The sequence below is a fragment of the Thalassococcus lentus genome (assembly GCF_028023555.1).
GTDB lineage: Bacteria > Pseudomonadota > Alphaproteobacteria > Rhodobacterales > Rhodobacteraceae > Thalassococcus_A > Thalassococcus_A lentus.
This window is the reverse complement of record NZ_JAQIOY010000003.1, coordinates 383,490-402,180: the sequence shown is the minus strand read 5'-3', so window position 1 is coordinate 402,180 and position 18,691 is coordinate 383,490. Positions and strand designations below refer to the sequence as shown.

At 59.9% G+C, this 18,691-nt stretch carries 17 protein-coding genes; 4 read left to right on the top strand and 13 right to left on the bottom strand.

Going from position 1 to position 18,691, the window contains the following annotated elements; all coding sequences use genetic code 11:
- The gene (gene murC, locus PFY00_RS11010) at positions 1–1,398 is read left to right on the top strand and encodes a UDP-N-acetylmuramate--L-alanine ligase (protein ID WP_271432949.1); all 1,398 of its coding nucleotides are present in this window, start codon (positions 1–3) and stop codon (positions 1,396–1,398) included.
- Positions 1,399–1,481: 83 nt separating this feature from the next.
- Here the strand turns inward: murC and recN are convergent, their stop codons facing one another.
- The 13 genes from recN to PFY00_RS10945 form a co-directional block, all read right to left on the bottom strand.
- Entirely contained in the window at positions 1,482–3,134 is a 1,653-nt protein-coding gene (gene recN, locus PFY00_RS11005) for a DNA repair protein RecN (protein WP_271432602.1), read from the bottom strand.
- Positions 3,135–3,172: 38 nt separating this feature from the next.
- Entirely contained in the window at positions 3,173–4,027 is an 855-nt protein-coding gene (locus tag PFY00_RS11000) for an outer membrane protein assembly factor BamD (protein ID WP_271432601.1), read from the bottom strand.
- A 225-nt stretch (positions 4,028–4,252) separates the two neighbouring features.
- Positions 4,253–5,173, bottom strand: coding sequence for a UDP-3-O-acyl-N-acetylglucosamine deacetylase (gene lpxC / locus PFY00_RS10995; protein ID WP_271432600.1), 921 nt, complete (start codon positions 5,171–5,173; stop codon positions 4,253–4,255).
- 67 nt (positions 5,174–5,240) lie between these two features.
- Complete coding sequence (locus tag PFY00_RS10990; protein ID WP_271432599.1) at positions 5,241–5,465, bottom strand: hypothetical protein; 225 nt, start codon at positions 5,463–5,465, stop codon at positions 5,241–5,243.
- An 84-nt stretch (positions 5,466–5,549) separates the two neighbouring features.
- The gene (gene ftsZ, locus PFY00_RS10985; RefSeq protein WP_271432598.1) at positions 5,550–7,160 is read right to left on the bottom strand and encodes a cell division protein FtsZ; all 1,611 of its coding nucleotides are present in this window, start codon (positions 7,158–7,160) and stop codon (positions 5,550–5,552) included.
- A gap of 434 nt (positions 7,161–7,594) precedes the next feature.
- Positions 7,595–8,923: a cell division protein FtsA gene (gene ftsA / locus PFY00_RS10980; protein WP_271432597.1), complete on the bottom strand. Its 1,329-nt coding sequence runs from the start codon at positions 8,921–8,923 to the stop codon at positions 7,595–7,597.
- Entirely contained in the window at positions 8,920–9,816 is an 897-nt protein-coding gene (locus PFY00_RS10975; RefSeq protein ID WP_271432596.1) for a cell division protein FtsQ/DivIB, read from the bottom strand. Before PFY00_RS10975 ends, ftsA begins: the two co-directional genes overlap by 4 nt.
- Positions 9,804–10,724: a D-alanine--D-alanine ligase gene (locus PFY00_RS10970; RefSeq protein ID WP_271432948.1), complete on the bottom strand. Its 921-nt coding sequence runs from the start codon at positions 10,722–10,724 to the stop codon at positions 9,804–9,806. The genes PFY00_RS10975 and PFY00_RS10970 overlap by 13 nt, the downstream gene beginning before the upstream one ends.
- 78 nt (positions 10,725–10,802) lie before the next feature.
- Entirely contained in the window at positions 10,803–11,729 is a 927-nt protein-coding gene (gene murB / locus PFY00_RS10965; RefSeq protein WP_271432595.1) for a UDP-N-acetylmuramate dehydrogenase, read from the bottom strand.
- An 18-nt stretch (positions 11,730–11,747) separates the two neighbouring features.
- On the bottom strand, positions 11,748–11,999 hold the full coding sequence (locus PFY00_RS10960; protein ID WP_271432594.1) for a DUF2484 family protein: 252 nt from the start codon (positions 11,997–11,999) through the stop codon (positions 11,748–11,750).
- Positions 11,996–12,238: a DUF2484 family protein gene (locus PFY00_RS10955; RefSeq protein WP_271432593.1), complete on the bottom strand. Its 243-nt coding sequence runs from the start codon at positions 12,236–12,238 to the stop codon at positions 11,996–11,998. Before PFY00_RS10955 ends, PFY00_RS10960 begins: the two co-directional genes overlap by 4 nt.
- Positions 12,235–13,428, bottom strand: a complete 1,194-nt coding sequence (locus tag PFY00_RS10950; protein WP_271432592.1) for an APC family permease — start codon at positions 13,426–13,428, stop codon at positions 12,235–12,237. Before PFY00_RS10950 ends, PFY00_RS10955 begins: the two co-directional genes overlap by 4 nt.
- Positions 13,429–13,510: 82 nt before the next feature.
- Positions 13,511–13,942: an Lrp/AsnC family transcriptional regulator gene (locus tag PFY00_RS10945; protein WP_271432591.1), complete on the bottom strand. Its 432-nt coding sequence runs from the start codon at positions 13,940–13,942 to the stop codon at positions 13,511–13,513.
- A 93-nt stretch (positions 13,943–14,035) separates the two neighbouring features.
- Between PFY00_RS10945 and PFY00_RS10940 the strand changes: the two genes are divergently transcribed.
- From PFY00_RS10940 to PFY00_RS10930, 3 genes are all read left to right on the top strand, one after another.
- Positions 14,036–15,196: a type III PLP-dependent enzyme domain-containing protein gene (locus tag PFY00_RS10940; protein ID WP_333908208.1), complete on the top strand. Its 1,161-nt coding sequence runs from the start codon at positions 14,036–14,038 to the stop codon at positions 15,194–15,196.
- Between the two features lie 67 nt (positions 15,197–15,263).
- On the top strand, positions 15,264–17,561 hold the full coding sequence (locus tag PFY00_RS10935) for a xanthine dehydrogenase family protein molybdopterin-binding subunit (RefSeq protein ID WP_271432590.1): 2,298 nt from the start codon (positions 15,264–15,266) through the stop codon (positions 17,559–17,561).
- Positions 17,539–18,594: a DUF2235 domain-containing protein gene (locus PFY00_RS10930; protein ID WP_271432589.1), complete on the top strand. Its 1,056-nt coding sequence runs from the start codon at positions 17,539–17,541 to the stop codon at positions 18,592–18,594. Before PFY00_RS10935 ends, PFY00_RS10930 begins: the two co-directional genes overlap by 23 nt.
- Positions 18,595–18,691: the final 97 nt, after the last annotated feature.

Genomic DNA, 18,691 nt, shown 5'->3' with positions numbered 1-18,691 from the left:
ATGATGGGCGCAACGAAACTTCCCGGAGATGTGGGCGCGATCCACTTTGTCGGAATTGGAGGCATCGGCATGTCCGGCATCGCCGAAGTGCTGTTGAACCACGGCTATGTGGTGCAGGGCTCTGATCTCAAAGCCTCGAAGATTACTCAGCGGCTTGAGGCCCTTGGTGCGCATATCTTTGAAGGCCAGCGCGCTGAAAACCTCGAGGCCGCCGAAGTTGTGGTGATCTCATCGGCGATCAAACCGGGAAACCCCGAACTTGACGAAGCGCGCCGCCGCGGTTTGCCGGTCGTGCGCCGCGCGGAAATGCTGGCCGAACTGATGCGGCTCAAGTCCAACATCGCCATTGCGGGAACGCATGGGAAAACCACTACGACCACCATGGTCGCGACGCTGCTCGACGCGGGAAAGTTTGACCCTACGGTGGTCAATGGCGGGATCATTCATGCCTATGGCTCGAACGCGCGCATGGGGCAGGGCGAATGGATGGTGGTTGAAGCGGATGAATCGGACGGCACCTTCAATCGCTTGCCGGCGACTATCGCCATCGTGACCAATATTGACCCCGAGCACATGGAACATTGGGGCACGATCGAAAATCTCAGACAGGGGTTTTACGACTTCGTTTCGAACATTCCGTTCTACGGTCTGGCGGTGTGCTGCACGGATCACCCCGAAGTGCAGGCTCTGGTCGGCAAAATCACCGACCGCCGGGTCATGACCTATGGCTTTAATGCGCAGGCAGATGTGCGGGCTGTGAACCTGACCTACAAAAAGGGCGTGGCGCATTTTGATATTGCGCTGCAAGCCGACGACACGGTGATCGAAGGCTGCACACTGCCCATGCCGGGCGATCACAACGTCTCGAACGCGCTGTCCGCTGTTGCGGTGGCTTTGCATCTCGGGATGACGGGCGACGAGATCCGCGAAGCACTGGCCGCCTTTGGTGGCGTCAATCGGCGCTTTACCCGCGTGGGCGAAGTCAACGGCGTGACGATCATCGATGACTATGGTCACCACCCGGTGGAAATCGCAGCGGTGCTCAAGGCCGCCCGTCAGGCGACCGAGGGCCGCGTGATCGCAGTGCATCAGCCGCATCGCTATTCGCGTCTGCATCACCATTTCGAGGACTTTTGCACCTGTTTCAACGAGGCCGATGTTGTGGCCATCGCTGATGTCTACGCGGCTGGCGAGGATCCGATTGAAGGCGCAAGCCGTGACGATCTGGTCGCTGGTCTGGTTCGGCACGGCCACCGCCATGCGCGCGCGATCGTGGATGAAAACGATTTGGAACGTCTGGTGCGCGAACAGGCGCAGTCTGGTGATATGGTGGTGTGCCTCGGCGCGGGTACGATTTCCGCTTGGGCCAATGGTCTGCCTGAACGCCTGAAGGGCTAAGGCCCTGCAACATTGATCTTGAGAAGTTAAAGGGCTGGTTCCATTGAGGAATTCAGCCCTTTTTGTTCAGAGCTAGGTGTCTGCTAGCCAGCAAGAAGGGCACGGGCTGCGGCACGCGCCTCGTCTGTAACCGTATCGCCTGACAGCATCCGCGCGATTTCAGACTCGCGTTCGGCTGCGGTCAACGGAACCACCTCTGACGTGGTCATGTCGGATTTGACGTGCTTTTGAACGCGCCAATGATGCCCGCCCAGTGCGGCGACCTGCGGTGAGTGTGTCACCACCAGAACCTGCCCACTGTCGGCCAATGCCTTTAGTCGGCGCCCCACAGCATCGGCTGTGGCGCCACCAACCCCGCGATCAATTTCGTCGAAGATCATGGTCACGCCTGCATCGCGCTCTTCGGTCAGGCAGACCTTGAGCGCCAATAGAAAACGGCTGAGTTCGCCGCCCGAGGCGATCTTGTTCAACGGGCCTGACGGCGCACCGGGGTTTGTCGCAACCGTAAACTGGACGGTGTCGCGGCCATCGGGGCCCGCCGGGGCCTCTTCGATGCGGGTAGTAAAGACGGCACGATCCATCTTGAGAGGGGCCAGTTCGCCCGACACGGCCTTGTCCAGCCGTGCAGCGGCTTTACCCCGCGCCTCAGTCAAGGCGAGGGCGGCACTATCATAGGCCGCCTCGGCGCTTTTCAGTTCGTGCTTGAGGTCCTCAATCGCGGCCTCGCCAGCATCCAGTGCGTTCAGGCGCGCGCTGAGCGTTTCGGCAAGTGTTGCCAGATCATCCGGAAGAACCTCATGTTTGCGCGCCAGCGCGCGCAGGGCGAACAGGCGTTCCTCGGTGTCTTCCAATTCCGACGGGTTGAACTCCAGCGCATCGAGGCAATCGGCGACACCGCGCGAGGCTTCATCCAGTTCGGCCATAGCGCGGGTCAGGGCCGCGATGGGTGCATCCAGACGCCCCTCGGCGCGTTCTGCTGCTCCTTCGAGCCAGCGCAGAGCACTTGCCATTGCACCTTCGGCGCCATCATAGCCTAGCGCATTGCTGGCCTGGCCAATGTCGTCGCGAATTTTCTCTGCGGCCTGCATCATACGGCGGCGGGTATCCAGATCGGCCTCTTCGCCGGGTTCCGGGCCCAGTTTGCGCAGCTCGGCAACGGAATGGCGTAGAAAGTCTTCTTCGGCGCGCACAGCGTCCAGATCGGCCTGTGCCTTTTCCAAAGCCTTGGCTGCCGCGTTGCGTGTCTTCCACGCGGAACGCACGGTTTCTATCTTGCCTTGCAGCGCGCCGTATTCATCCAGAATGGCGCGGTGCCCCTTGGGATCAAGCAATCCGCGATCATCATGTTGGCCATGCAGTTCGATCAGGGTTGCTGACAATTGACGCAGCACCTCGCCTGAGGCGCGCCGGTCATTGATCCAACCGGTTTTGCGCCCATCCGCGGTGTTGACGCGGCGCAGGATCAGCTCGTCACCGCCCGGAAGCCCGGCTTCGGCCAGAACGGCATGAGCTGCGTGATCTTCGGGCAAATCGAAAACAGCCGTTACCTCACCCTGCGCGGCCCCGGCACGAACCAGTTCGGCACGGCCACGCCAACCCAGCACAAAACCCAGCGAATCCAACAGGATAGATTTGCCTGCGCCGGTTTCGCCGGTCAGCACGTTCAAGCCCGGCTGGAACGCAAGTTCCAGTCGGTCAATGATCAGCATATCGTGGATTTCAAGCGCCCTGAGCATGTGCCGCGTCCTGTGGGGCGGGGATTAGCCCGCCGCTCCTAGAGCCACTCGCCCTTGACCATCTGACGATAGACCGCGCTGAGCCAATTGTTCTTGAAAACCTTCGGCTCAAGCCCTTGTCCCTGCAAAAGCTTGTAGGTGTCTTCGTACCAATCGGTGGACTGATAGTTGTACCCAAGGACTGCGCCTGCGGTTTGCGCTTCTTCGGTCAGGCCAAGCGACAGATACCCTTCAACCAGTCGATGCAGGGCTTCGGGCGTGTGGGTCGTGGTCTGGAAATCTTCGACGACCACGCGGAAACGGTTGATCGCCGCACCAAAATGGTCGCGCTTCAGATAAAAGCGGCCAATTTCCATTTCCTTGCCAGCCAGATGGTCAAAGGCAAGGTCGAATTTCAGAATAGAGGATCGCGCATATTCGCTGTCAGGATAGCGCTCAATCACGGTCCGCAATGCCTGCAGAGCCTGGAACGTCAGGCCCTGATCGCGGCCCACCAATTCGATCTGATCGTAGTAGGACAGCGCCAGCAGGTATTGTGCATAGGCGGCGTCATCATCTGCCGGATAGAAATCGATATAACGCTGTGCCGCGGAACGGGCGTTCTCGTAGTCCTTGTCCTGATGATAGGCATAGGCCTGCATGATCAGCGCGCGTTTGGCCCAGTCAGAGTAGGGATAAAGCCGCTCGACTTCGCCGAAATAAAAGGCCGCGTCTTCTGCGTCTTTTCTCGACAGTTCATATTCGCCACGTTCAAAGATTTGCTCGGCCGTGAACGCCTCAAGCGGAGCACCGCCCGGACCGCGATCTTTACGGTTCAATTCACCGCACCCGGCAAGGGTCAGTCCGGCCAAAGCCATCAGGACAACGGTACGGTTCGCTCTGCCCCCAGCCATGTGTGACTATCCTCTAATACCACCCGTGCAAGCCCCGAAGGAGCCGCGTTTCGTACTGTCCTAGCACAGAATTTTCCGGTGCAAAACGCCTAAGCGGCGATTTCCTGCTGCCCAAATGAACGAAACTGTGCAGGCCTAATTTCTGCAATGTCCCAGACGCGGGCCATTGCCCGTTAAGGGGTTGTCTTTAATTGATAATTTTAAGTTTGTTTGCGCCGCTTGGGTTCAAGCGACGGCTGGTACTTCGTGACGCTCGACACCTGCGCCGGGCAGGCGGGCCGCCGTTGCTTCATCGCAGGTTACAAGACGATAGGCATCCGGGTTGGCGAACAATTCACGAAGGAGCGCGTTTGTCATGGCGTGACCAGCCTTGTGGCCTTCGTAGTGACCAAGCACCGGAGCACCAGCCAAGGCCAGATCGCCCAGGGCGTCCAGCATCTTGTGACGCACAGCTTCGTCGGTGTGACGCAGCCCGCCGGGCGACAAAACTTTGTCACCATCAACGACCACAGCGTTCTCAAGCGTTCCGCCCAGTGCCTTACCAGCGGCGTGCATGGCTTCGACGTCCGAGTTGCGGCAGAAGGTGCGGCTGTCGCACAGTTCGCGCACGAACGCGCCGTTTGCCAGATTCAGCGTTTTGTTTTGCGTGCCAATGGCGGCATCCGCAAAATCGATGTGGAACGACATTTCCGTACCGCGTGCCGGGCTCAAACGCGCCCAGCCGTTTGCCGTGTGGACGGAAACAGGGCAGAGCACTTCGATCACGCGAACCGGTGCCGTCAACTGTCGGATGCCACGGGCGAGAATGCCGCGGACAAACGGGGCTGATGAGCCGTCAAGGATGGGGCATTCCGGCCCATCGATTTCGACCAGTGCATTGTGAACGCCACATCCAGCCAGCGCCGCCATCACATGTTCAATCGTCGAGACAGCAACGCCGTCCCGGTTCACGATATGCGTGCAAAGCGGAGAGGTTTCCACCGCATCCCACCGGGCAGGCACAAGCGGATCACGGAACGGTTCGTCGTTCCGTTTGAACCAAATGCCGTGTTCTGCCGAAGCAGGATGAATGGTGAGCTTTGCCGGTTTGCCAGAGTGAAGGCCGACGCCCTGAAAGCTGATCGCGGATCTTATGGTCGTTTGCACCAGGTTGCCCTTTGGTCATTGCACACGCCCCCCCAACGAGCGCTGCTTTCTTGCCGTCGGGGATAAGTCAGCCTGTGAAATGGCTCAAATCAAAGATTGTAACCAAGTGAAACATCTCTGAAACATGGTCGGCGGAACCCTGCCACGCAGTAAATCTGGCAGGGTAAGTCGATGAAATACCACGATAAAAACTGACTTCTATCCAGCCTTGGAAATTGGATTTGTTTTCAGGTTTTTTGCCCGTTGCAGGCGATATTTCACTTTGTGACAGGTGAAATACACGTTTGCCCATTTGGCAGATGAATCAGTTTCGGGCACTCAAAACGCAAAACGCCCCCGGAAAATCCGGGGGCGCTCAAGACCGGGATCGGCTAATTTAGTTTGCCTGACGGCGCAGGAATGCAGGGATTTCGATCTTTTCCTGATCGGCATCGGGCTCTGCGTCCTGAACTGGTGCGGGGGTATGCGCCTGCATCGGAGGCTGCTGGCGGCGGGCTGCGGCTGGCGCAGGATCTTGCGCGCCACCGGTCATCCGGCCAATCAGTGAATTAACGCTAAAGCGTGGCTTGTCAGCTTCCGCAGCCGGAGCGGCTGGCGCCGCTGCTGGCTGAGCCGGTGCAGCCTGATTGCGGGCTGCTGCGGCTTTCAGGCGGGCCAGAGTGTCGGCGCTTGGCGTGCCTGCGGCAGGGGCCTGCGGCGCAACAAAGTCTTCTGGCTGCGCTTCGAGTGTGTCTTCACGCGGCTGGAACGCAGCAACCTGAGGCTGGTAGGCCGGAGGTGGCAGATCATCTGTCGCTTCTTCTTCGAAGATGTCTTCCATCTGGTCCTGTGCAGCGGCCTGTTCGGTGTTCATGCCTTCAAACAATGACGGCTCTTCGACCTGTGGCTCTGGCTGGGCTGCCGGTGCGGCGGCTGCAACCGCTGCTGCTGCCGCTGGCGCCGGTGTTTCTTCGATCTGTTCAGGCTGCTTGAGCGGCTGCGCAAGGCTGCGGCGGGGCAGGGGTGTTTCGGCGTGCGAAACGCTTGCGTCGATGCCCGTTGCAACAACAGAGACCCGCATCACACCTTCCATACCGTCGTCCATGGTGCTGCCGACGATGATGTTCGCATCGGCGTCCACTTCCTCGCGGATGCGGTTTGCGGCTTCGTCCAATTCGAACAGGGTCAGGTCGTGACCACCTGTGATGTTGATCAGGACACCCTTCGCACCCTTGAGGCTGATTTCGTCCAGCAGCGGGTTCGCGATGGCCTTTTCCGCGGCCTGTGTGGCGCGATCTTCGCCCTCGGCTTCGCCTGTGCCCATCATCGCCTTGCCCATTTCGTCCATGACGGCGCGAACGTCGGCAAAGTCGAGGTTGATCAGGCCCGGACGAACCATCAGGTCCGTTACACCCTTAACGCCCTGGTACAGAACGTCGTCGGCCATCGAGAAGGCCTCGGTAAAGGTGGTTTTCTCGTTGGCGAGGCGGAACAGGTTCTGGTTCGGAATAATGATCAGCGTATCAACGACCTTTTGCAGTGCCTCGACACCGTCTTCGGCCTGGCGCATGCGCTTGCCACCTTCGAACTGGAAGGGCTTGGTCACGACGCCAACAGTCAGAACGCCAAGTTCGCGTGCGGCCTGTGCGATGATTGGCGCAGCACCTGTACCGGTGCCGCCGCCCATGCCCGCGGTGATAAAGCACATGTGTGCGCCCGCGAGGTGATCAACGATCTGTTCAATGCTCTCTTCGGCAGCCGCAGCGCCGACCGTGGCCCGGGCTCCGGCGCCCAGTCCTTCGGTGACTTTCACGCCCAGCTGCACGCGGCTCTGAGCGAGGCTCTGCTGAAGGGCTTGGGCGTCCGTGTTGGCGACGACAAAGTCGACACCTTCCAACGCCTTTTCAATCATGTTGTTGACCGCGTTACCGCCAGCGCCGCCGACACCAAAAACGGTGATACGGGGCTTCAACTCTTCCTGGCCGGGCATCGAAAGGTTCAATGTCATTACTAGTTCCGCCTGTGTTGTGTCAGGCCGCGTCCCCGGCCTTTTCATACCTATCCGCTGTAATTCTTAACCAGCGCAGGCCTGATCGTCACGCAAAAAACACTAAAAAGCCCCAAAATATGGGCGATTACTTGCCAAATTCACGCTGATTTTGGTGGTTTGGCAAGATGTGGGGGAAATCATGGCCGCATGCCACAAGTGCGGTGCCAAGACAGGGGCAAGGATTCGCCAAGTCCGCCGCACCGCGCGGCTGTGCCGATCTCGGTGCAATTCAGACGGGTAGCGGGCCTGATGCGCGGTCGGTCAGTTCTGATATTGAGGATACCTGCTCGATCCTCTGCGCATGTTTTCGCGCTTTTGTATAGGGCAATACTCTACGGGATCTGCCCGGGCTTGTCACCGGGCAAATCGCGAATTTCATGGATTTGTTTGGGTTACCAGTTGTCGCGGAACCACTGCACTGCGCGCTTGAGGCTGCGCGCCGGGTAACGGTCGACCGGAATCTCGAAATCCCACCATTCGTCCTGCGGGTGCGCTGCGTGCAGGCATAGGCCAACGGCGCTTGCAAATCCGGGGCCTGTTGCCGCTTGGGGCAGGCCGTTGACGCGCAGTGGGCGCCCGAGACGAACCTGATGCCCCAGAATTTTGGAAGCCAGACCATCAAGCCCGGGGATCTGAGAGGCGCCGCCGGTCAGAACGATTTGCTGACTTGGCAGGTGTTCAAACCCTGCCGCGTCAAGGCGGGCGTGAACCTCTTCCAGGATTTCTTCGACGCGGGGGCGCATGATACCGATCAGTTCAGCCCGGCTCACAGTGCGGCGGTCATGTTCCCAATCGCCGGTTTCGCCGCCGATTTCGATCATTTCGCGGTCATCCATGCCGGTGGCATGTACGCCACCGTAAAAGGTTTTAATCCGTTCGGCTGTCGCCATGGGAACCTGCAGGCCCATCGAGATGTCCGAGGTGACGTGATCGCCGCCCATGCGCACGGCATCTGCATAGATCATGTGCTTCTTGATGAAGATGGACACACCGGTGGCGCCACCACCCATGTCGATGCAGGCTGCGCCCAGTTCTTGTTCGTCTTCAACAAGCGCCGATGCGCCTGACGCGTAAGATGAGGATGCAATGCCGGCGAGTTCGAGATCACAACGTTTGACACAGTAGGCGAGGTTTTGGATGGCCTGCGCATCGACGGTCAGCATGTGCATATCACAGGACAGTTCATTGCCGATCTGGCCGCGCGGATCGATCAGGCCGGACCGGTGATCGAGAGCAAAGTTTACGGGCTGCGCGTGCAGGACTTCGCGCCCATGTCCGAAATCGGGCACGTCGCAGGCGGACAGAACGCGCGCCACATCCTGTTCGTCGACTGTGGTGCTGTAGACTTCGGATGAGCCGGCAAGCCCGTAGCTGCGCGGCTCGGCCCCTGCAAAGCAGGCAATCACATGATCGACGCGAATGCCTGCCATCTTCTGCGCGGCCTGTACGGCGGTGCGAATGGCGCGCTCGGTTTCACCCATCGAGGAAATCTCGCCGAAACGAACCCCGCGCGACCGCGTCGTCGCGGCGCCAATGACCCGAAAGCCGGACTGCCCCGCCAGAGATCCGATCCCTTCTTCGGCCGGATCGGTGCCGTCAAACCGCAGGACAAGGCAGGCAATCTTGGAGCTGCCAACGTCCAGAATGGCAATAACGCCCCGTTGCATGGCAGCGCGTCGCATATTCCGCATTGCGCGTTGGGATTCGTAAAGCTCGATCATTGTTGTTGTTCCCCGCCGGCCTCAATTGCCTTGAATTGCCACATCGCTTGTGTGGCTTGTTCTGTCATTCTGACCGTCGGGCGCTGCGGCAATCGCAGGTCGACGGCAATCAAATCGCGATCCAGCATCTGGACCGCCTGTTGCATCGCGATGGTGCGTTCGAGCGCGCGCACAGCGCCGTCTTCGGGCAGCATGATCCGCTGGCCCCGATCCAGAACCACATCCCATCGGCGTGCGCCCATGCGCTCAAAGCCGCGAACACGCCCGCTGAGCGGCCCGGCAACGGCATGCAGGGCCAAGGCTTCGGGCACGGCGCGTTCAGCGCCATCGCCTGCAATAACGGGCAAATCCGCGTGGTGGGCGCGTGCGTGTGCGTCGGCAACCCTGTTGCCTTTGCCATCCAGCAATTCCAGCGCGTCTTCGCGCCGCCAAAGCACCTTGGGAATGCGTTCGGTCACGTCGACCTGAAGAACGCCGCCTTGTTTGATGCGAAGATGTGCCTTGCGCACGGCATCCAGACCGACCACGGATTGCTGCATCTCATCGAGATTGAGGTCAAAGGACGAAATCGGGAATTCGACTGGCAAAATGGTTCGAATATCGGCAGCCACCGCATCGCTTGCTCCGTCGATGGCCATCAGTTTGACCTGAAACTCGGGCCGGCTTTCGACCTGGGTGCGCAGATCGGCGATCATCGTGTTGAAGGCGTTGCGGTTATCATCGACCGAAAACCACCATGTTCCCAGGCCGAATGTCAGCGCCAGAGGCACACCTACGCGCAAAGCGCCGCGGAACAGCGGCGTCAGCATCAAACGTTCGATCCGGTATTTCAGCCGCGAGCCCGACGGATCGAGCCGCGCCATCTGAGGATCGTTGGCCTCTATCTGTCGCATGACGCGTCCTCCACCATCCATGCGCAGAACTGGCCAAAGCTCAGTCCGATCAATTGAGCGTGCTCGGGGGACAGCGATGTTGGTGTCATCCCCGGCTGGGTGTTGGTTTCAAGCAGGATCAGCCCGTCCAGACCCTTGTCTTCGTCCCAACGAAAATCTGTTCGTGTCACGCCGCGGCACCCCAGCGCCTGATGGGCGCGCAGCGCATAGTCGAGACAGGCCGCCGTAATTTCTCCCGGAACATCGGCAGGGCAAACATGGCGTGAGCCACCGGCCTTGTACTTGGCGTCATAGTCGTACCAGCCATCGGTCAGGATTTCCGTCACGCCTAGCGCACGATCGCCCATGACCGTGCAGGTCAGCTCGCGGCCCGGGATGAAGGCTTCGACCATGACGGTCTGCGGCATGTCCTTATTCAGGACCGGAGGACCGTTTGCAGCCTCATCCACAAGGTAGACGCCGACCGATGAGCCTTCGTTGTATGGCTTGACCACATAGGGTGGGGCCATCACGTGGCTGGCCTGAACATCGACCTTGTCCGCCAGCTGGCTGTCCGCCACCGGCAGGCCAGCTTCGCGATAAATCTCTTTGGTGCGCTCTTTGTCCATCGCCATCGACGAGGCCATCACCCCAGAGTGCGTATAGGGCAGGCGCATCCATTCCAGCAGGCCTTGAATGCAGCCATCTTCGCCCCAGCGACCATGCAGGGCGTTGAAGACCGCGTCAGGCGCGGCTTCTTGAAGGCGGGCCACCACATCGGCCCCCGCATCAATCTCGGTAACTTCAAAACCTTCGCCCCGTAGAGCGGCAGCACATTCCTGCCCGGAACTCAGCGAAACCTCTCGTTCAGCCGAGGGACCGCCTTTCAGTACCACCACTTTTCGGGATGTCCTGCTCGACATACCCAAACCGCCTATCTGCCTCTGGGGTCGTTGCCCCATGTTGTTTTTCGCGACGTTTATGCGCCGCAGAGCCTTTGTGGCCCTTTAGTCTGCCGCCGGTTCTCCGACGCGCATGATTTCCCATTGTAACTCTATTCCGCTATGCGAGGAAACCCTTTTTCGCACTTCTTCGCCCAGCCCTTCGAGGTCTGCAGCTGTCGCGCCGCCGGTGTTGACCAGAAAGTTGCTGTGCTTGGGGCTCATTTGCGCGCCGCCCCGTGTCGCACCGCGCATTCCGGCGTCGTCGATAACCTTCCATGCCTTTAATTCATGTGTGTCATCGTCTTTCCCGGTGCTGGAAAACCCTGCTGGGTTGCGAAAGGTGCTGCCTGCCGTGCGGTCCTTGGTCGGCTGGGTTTCGTCGCGCTTTGCCAGTTGGGCGGTCATCCGCGCATCCAAGGCTTCTGGATCGCCGGGAATGCCTTCAAAAGTGGCCTCGACGATCACCCAGCCTTCGGGCAGATCGCTTTGCCGGTACTGAAAGTTCAGATCGTCCGGCCCCAGTGTGACGGTCTTGCCCTCGCGGGTGATGGCGCGGGCGCTGACAAAATGATCGGCGACATAAGAGCCATAGCAGCCCGCATTCATCCGAACAGCTCCGCCGATCGCACCGGGAATTGTACGCAGGAATGTCAGATCGACGCCAGCCTGTGCGGCCCGGCGGGCTACATGAGCGTCCAGTGCTGCAACACCGGCTGTCACCCGAGTGCCGTCAACGGTGATCTGGTTAAAGCCGCGACCCATCTGGATGACGACCGCACGAATGCCCCCATCCCGCACGATCAGGTTCGATCCGACCCCCATGGGAAACACGGCAATCTCTGAGGGCAGGGCCGCCAGAAACGCAGCCAGATCGGCTTCGTCCGCCGGGCGGAAATACCAATCGGCAGGGCCGCCAACACGCAGCCATGTAAGATCATCGAGGGGGCGGTCAGCGGTCAGCGTGCCGCGTGGAGTGGGTATCATGCTCATGGCCTGCGCTTACACAGCCTAGGTCTTGGCGACAAGCCCGCGCAGCCAGCGCATCAGGTAACGCACGGGCCAGCGCAGCACGCTCATACCGGCGGCCAGCGCCAGCAATCCGATCCATGGTCCGTTCTGCCAGAACACCCAGATCAACAGAGGCAGGCCAAGCGCGATCAGGAAATATGCGCGCCGCCAGTGGTTGTCATTCGATGGCAGCATCGCCAGCACGTTGGCCAGTACCAGCCAAGCAAATGTAGCAATCAGCGAAAGTGTCATGTGTCCTTGCCCCTGAAACGACGCCAAAAATACCGAAGCGGATTGCGGTACATCGACACAAAAGCAAAGAGCCCCAGCGCCGTCCAGAGCCAACCATGTGCAAAACCGATCCATAGGATCAGAAGTGGCGCAAGTGCCAGCAAGGCCACACCGGGCGCGTATTGGCGCTGCATCGGCAACATCGCCACGATGGCCGAGGCCACCACCCACAAAGAGCCCAGAACAAGAGGGATGCTCATCCGATCACTCCCAGAGCCAAAGCGCCCAGTGGGAGAACCAGACCAATCCAGGGCACCCAGTCTGGCACGGTAAAGGGCGCGCTGCTGCCTGTCCGTTTGACTGCGATCAGCGCGGCGTTCACCAGAACGAACACGATCAGCAACACGGTCGAGGTCGCCTCGGCCAACACCGCAACGGGCAGGACCAGCGCCGCCGCGATGACTGCCAGACCGACAAGGACCGTGGCCAAGACTGGCGTGCCAAACCGAGGATGGGCATGGTGAAAGATCGCCAGAGATCCGCCGTTTTTACCCAGACCAAACAGGACGCGTGAGGCCATGACGATTTGCGCCAGTACGCCGTTCAGGGCGGCAAAGACTGCGATTGCGGATAAAAAGGCTGCGTTGCCGCCACGCGCCTGTTGCCATACCAGCGCAAGCGGTTGTTCGGATGCGGCCAGATCTGCGGCAGGCACGACCCGCACCGCAGCCCAGCTGACCAGTGCATAAAGAACCGAGGTGATGGCCAGAGAAATCAGGATCGCACGTGGCAGGGTTCGCAGCGGATTGCGCACCTCTTCTGCCATGTTCACGATGTCTTCGAACCCGATAAAGGCAAAGAACGCCAGCACTGCTGCGGCTCCGATCCCGGCGACGGGCATGATCTCGGGGGGCGGATTGACGGCAATCGCGTCGGGCTGAAGGCCGAAGCTCGCACCGGCCCAGATAATCAGGCCCAGCCCGGCAATTTCGATCACTGTAAAGACGGCGGCAAGGGCGAGGCTTTCCATTGCCCCCCAGATGGCCACGCCGGTCAGCAAGATACCCATCATGCAGGCCGTCGGGCCAAAGGGAAGATCGATGATGCCCAGCAGGTATCCGGTGCCACCACGCAGCACTGCGGCGGCAGAAATGGTCCCGGCTGCAACAATGGCCAGCCCGACCAGCGTGCCGATCCAGTCATGCCCGAACCCGCGCCGGACATATGCCGCTTCGCCCGCAGCTTCGGGCACACGGGTTGAAAACTCGGCGTAGGACAAGGCCGTGGGCGCTGCCACAAGCCCAGCCAGCAGGAAAGCAAAGGGAGCCCAGATGCCAGCCAGACCGGCCACGGCGCCAGTCAAAACGTAAATGCCTGCGCCGACCATCACGCCGACACCATAGGTGGTCAAAAGGCCGAGGCCGATCGTACGCTTCAATGGGTCAGTCATGAGAATGCTCTGCGTCTTGGGTAATTGGCGGACAGGCTAGGCCCCGTCTGTCGATCGCACAAGATGACATCCGGGCGCGGGTTCAGCCCCTGTCGATCTTGGTTGTGAGATGGATCAGGCTTTCTGAACTACGAACGCCCTTGGCTTCGCCGATCAGGTCAAGCGTTTTGTCCAGTGCTTCGGTGCTGTCGGCACTAAGCGTTACGATCAGGTCGAAACGCCCCGATGTGGTGTGGACCGCCTCGACAACGGGCAGGGTGCGCAGGCGGGCAACAACAGCGGCGCCTGCTCGCGGTTCAATGCCCACCAAGATGGTCGCCCGGATCGGGGATCGCAGGCCCGGACCGCGTCGAAGTGTGTATCCGGCAATCAATCCGCGGGATTCCAACCGCTCCATGCGCGCCTGAACTGTTGTCCGTGCAATGCCAAGCCTTCTGGCCAGATCAGCCACTGGCAAACGCGCGTTTTCAGCGAGCAATGCGATCAATTCGCGGTCTGTTTCGTCTATCTGCATCAGTGCCTCGTCATTTTGAATGAAACATAAAGACGATATGTCTATTTTGCCAATCGTATTTGATGATCTCAGCCCGCAAGCTGAGCAAGACAGGTGATTTTCAATATCAAGGCAGGTCTGATGCTTGAGCAACGCTTTCTTTCTGATCCGGTGGACTGGCTTTTGCGGAACAACCCGGACGAGCCGGTGTTCTTTTTTGATCCGCGGGTGCTGCGCCGAACCGCCGAACAGTTCCGCCGCGATTTCCCGGGGCTCGTGACCTACGCGGTCAAGGCAAACCCGGAGCCAGAAGTGCTGGCGACCTTGGTGCAGGCCGGCATGCAGACTTTTGACATCGCCTCGCCAGCAGAGATGGCTCTGGTGCGGGCGGTCTGTCCAGGTGCGGTTCTGCATTATCACAACCCGATCCGGTCTCTGGCAGAGATCGAGCAGGGACGCAGCTTTGAGGTGGCATCGTGGTCCATCGATCGCAAGAGCGAGCTGGACAAGCTTGGAAACATCACTGGCTGCGAAATCGCTGTCCGGCTCAAGCTGCCACTAAAAGGCGCGGCTTATGATTTTGGGGAAAAGTTTGGTGCCGAACCCGATAGGGTGACGGGCTTGTTGCAGGACGTGGTTGCGCGCGGTGGATTGCCGTCGGTCACCTTTCACCCCGGTACGCAATGCGAAGCACCGAAAGTCTGGGCCGCCTACATCGCCGAGGCCGCACAAGCGGCGGCGCGCGCAGGCGTGACCCTGCACCGGTTAAACGTCGGCGGCGGATTTGCGGCGCATCGCAAAGGCGCGGCGCCGGATATTCCGGCGGTGTTCCGAACGATCCAGCAGGCCACAGCCCATCACTTCGATGTTCCGCCGCCATTGGTGTGCGAGCCGGGGCGCGCCATGGTCGCTGAGGCCTTCAAGCTGGCGGTTCGCATCAAGGCCAAAGTGCCCGGGGCGGTCTATCTGAATGACGGAATCTACGGTGGTCTGTCTGAATGGCGTGATTTGCTACCCGGCTCGCGTCTGCGCGTGATTTCTGCCGATGGGGTCGAACGCACAGGCCGCTCAGAGCCGACAACGATCTTCGGGCCAACCTGTGACAGCCTCGACAAGCTGCCCAGCCCGGTTGCATTGCCCGGCGATTGCGCGGATGGCGATCATGTTCTGCTCGAGGGCATGGGCGCTTATGCGGCGGCCATTACCACAGGCTTTAACGGCTACGGCGCGCGGCGTGTCGTTACGCTGACGCACCCGACTGGCGACGGCGGATAGGCACGCCCCCACTGGACAACCCGGTGATCCCCGCTAGTGTCCGGCTAAGTCACAGAGGGGACAGCAGATGGATAAATTCGGGAAAAGTCAGCCAGTCAAACGCGTTGAAGACACGCGGTTCCTGACCGGTCAGGGCCGCTACATTGACGACATCGCACCCGAAGGCAGTTTGCGGGCCTTTGTGTTTCGCTCGCCTGTGGCGCATGCGCAGATCACCACGCTGGATGTTGAAGAGGCCCGAAATGCAGACGGGGTCGAATTGGTTCTTACCGGACAGGATTTGCTGGACGCGGGCCTGAACACCGGCATGTATGGCGCGCTTGTAAAAAACCGTGATGGCAGTGACGGCGCCGCGCCCAAGCGGCCTTTGTTGGCAGAGGGCCGTGTGCGTTATGTCGGCGAAGCGGTGGCCTTGGTGGTTGCCGAAACACTGGAGCAGGCACGCGACGCTGCCGAACTGATAGAATTCGACTACGAAGATCTGCCCGTGCATCTTGGCCTTGGGGCCGGAGGAGAGGCGATCCATCCCGAAGCGCCTGACAATCGTGCCTTTGACTTTGGCCTCGGGCTGGAAGACGAGACCGCGGCGGCATTCGAAGCAGCCGCGCGCACCGTAACGCTGGATATCGAAGACAACCGTGTGATCGTAAACTCAATGGAGCCGCGCGGCTGTTATACAGAATGGGATGGCGAACGGCTGCATCTTGCATTCAGTGGACAGGGCGTGTGGGGCATCATCCCCCAAATGGTCGAAGCTCTGAAACTGTCCGAAGACAAAATTCGTGTGACCAACCCGGATGTGGGCGGCGGTTTCGGTATGAAAGGCATGCCCTATCCCGAATATTTCGTAATGAGCCATGCCGCTATGGTTTTGGGGCGTCCTGTCCATTGGATGTCGGACCGGACCGAAGCCATGCTGTCTGATCACCATGGCCGCGATCTGGTGACCAAGGCACAGCTGGCATTTGATGAAAACAACCGGATCACCGGATACCGGGCGCATACCGTCTGCAACCTTGGCGCTTACAACAGTCAGTTCGGCCAGCCGATCCAGACCAATTTGTTCACCCGCATTCTGACGGGCGTGTATGACATTCCGGCGGCCTATTACACTTGCGAGGGCATCTATACGAACACCACACAGGTGGACGCCTACCGCGGCGCGGGCCGACCCGAAGCGATTTACGTTCTGGAACGGGTCATGGATCGGGCCGCGCGCGAGTTGGGGTTGGACCCATGGGAATTGCGCCGCATCAACTTCATCAAGCCGGATCAGTTTCCCTACAAGACCATCCCGGGCGAGACTTATGATGTCGGCGATTTTGATCGGGTTCTGGATCATGTGGCCCAGTCTGCGGATTTGACTGGCTATGCCGCGCGCAAGTCGGCGTCAGAGGCGCAAGGCAAACTGCGCGGGCAGGGGCTTTGTTACTACATCGAGAGCATTCTTGGTCAGCCACATGAAGACGTGAAGGTTGAGTTCACCGAAGACGGCGGTGCGTTGATCTATGTGGGCACACAGAGCAATGGTCAGGGCCATGAAACGGTCTTTGCGCAGTTCCTGTCGGATCAGACCGGTATCCCGGCCGATCAGATTTCGGTGGTGCAGGGCGACTCTGACCGTATCCGGACTGGTGGCGGCACTGGCGGTTCGCGCTCTGTCACGGTTCAGGCAAATGTCACATTGGTGGCTGTCGCGGATATGATTCAGGGCTTTTCCGAGTTCCTTGCCGCTGAAATGGGTGTTTCACCGGATGACGTGCGCTTTGATGACGAACGGTTCCGGGCCGAAGGTTCCAATCTGACGCCGACCATGCTCGAAGCGGCCAAACTGGCCCGCGATGCGGGGCGTGAGGATTTGCTCAGCTGGGCGGCGCAGGCGAAACTGCCGGGCCGTTCGTTCCCCAATGGTGCGCATGTGGCCGAGGTCGAAATCGACCCTGAAACTGGCAGCGTCGTTGTTGATCGCTACAACGTGGTGGATGACTTCGGCAACCTGATCAATCCGATGCTGGCAGAAGGTCAGGTCCATGGCGGCATTGCGCAGGGTATCGGGCAGGCTTTGACCGAACGGGTTGTGCATGACGAAGACGGACAGCTGCTCACGGCGACGTTCATGGACTATGCTATGCCAAGGGCCGATGATGTTCCCATGATTGGCTTCGAAACCGAAGTTGTTCCATCCACCGCCAACCCGCTCGGCATGAAAGGCTGCGGAGAGGCGGGAACCGTTGGCGCGCTCGCGGCTGTGTCGAATGCGGTTCAGGATGCGCTTTGGGATCGGGGTGTGCGGCAAGTGGATATGCCATTCACACCGCAGCGTGTGTGGGAGCTGTTAAAGGATGTTGCGATCGCTGCTGAGTGACCGGGTTGTTGGGTGGTTCCGGAGGCGTTTTGCCTCTGGCCATTCCACCTACAGTCGGCATCGCGGTCCCGTCGATCATGTCATCATTCTGGATGGAACGATGTCGTCGCTCGAGCCGGGGCGGGAAACGAATGCCGGATTGACCTACAAGCTGCTGTCCGAAAACGGCCATGCATCGCTGTTCTATGAATCCGGTGTGCAATGGCCGGACTGGCGAACCACTCCGGACGTGATGATGGGGCGGGGCATCAATCGGCAGATCCGCCGGGCCTATGGTTACCTGGCATCACGCTACCGCGAAGGCGACCGCATCTTCTTGTTGGGGTATTCGCGCGGGGCCTATGCCGTTCGATCTCTGGCGGGGGTGATCGACCGGGTCGGTCTGCTGCGGGCGGAATGCGCGACAGAGCGCAATATTCGCCAGATTTATCGCCTGTACCGCTATGATCCGGATGGAACATCAGCGCAGGAATTTGCCACGGCAAATTGCCATGATGCGTCTCCTATCGAGATGGTCGGCGTCTGGGATACGGTCAAAGCGCTGGGCCTGCGGTTTCCGGTGTTGTGGCGGATGACCGAAACGGAACATGCCTTTCACAGCCACGAATTGGGCCGGACCATCAAGCATGGTTTTCACGCCCTGGCCCATGATGAACGGCGTCTGGCCTATGCGCCGGTGCTGTGGTCTTGCCCGCCGGGTTTTGACGGCAAGGTCGAACAGGTCTGGTTTCGTGGCACGCATGGCGACGTGGGTGGACAGCTCAGCGGCTATGAAGCGGCCCGACCCTTGGCCAATATTCCACTGGTCTGGATGCTTGAGAAACTGGTGGCCTGCGGTATCGACTGCCCCGAGGACTGGCGTTCCCGATTTCCACAAGATGTCGAAGCCCCGTCGATTGGGGGCTGGGCCGGCCTGAGTAAACTGTTTCTGCTTCGAAAAGCACGGCTAGTGGGTTCAGATCGTTCAGAAAGTCTTCATCCGACCCTCGCGCAAAGCCTGCCTGACAAGGCTGTGGCGCAATTTGCGCGATAATCTGCCGATCCGGGCTTTGGATTTGTCAACTTTTTAGTTCACGAAAGCTTTAGACCCCTACAAACTGTGTCTTTCGAGCCTATCTTTTTATCAGGAT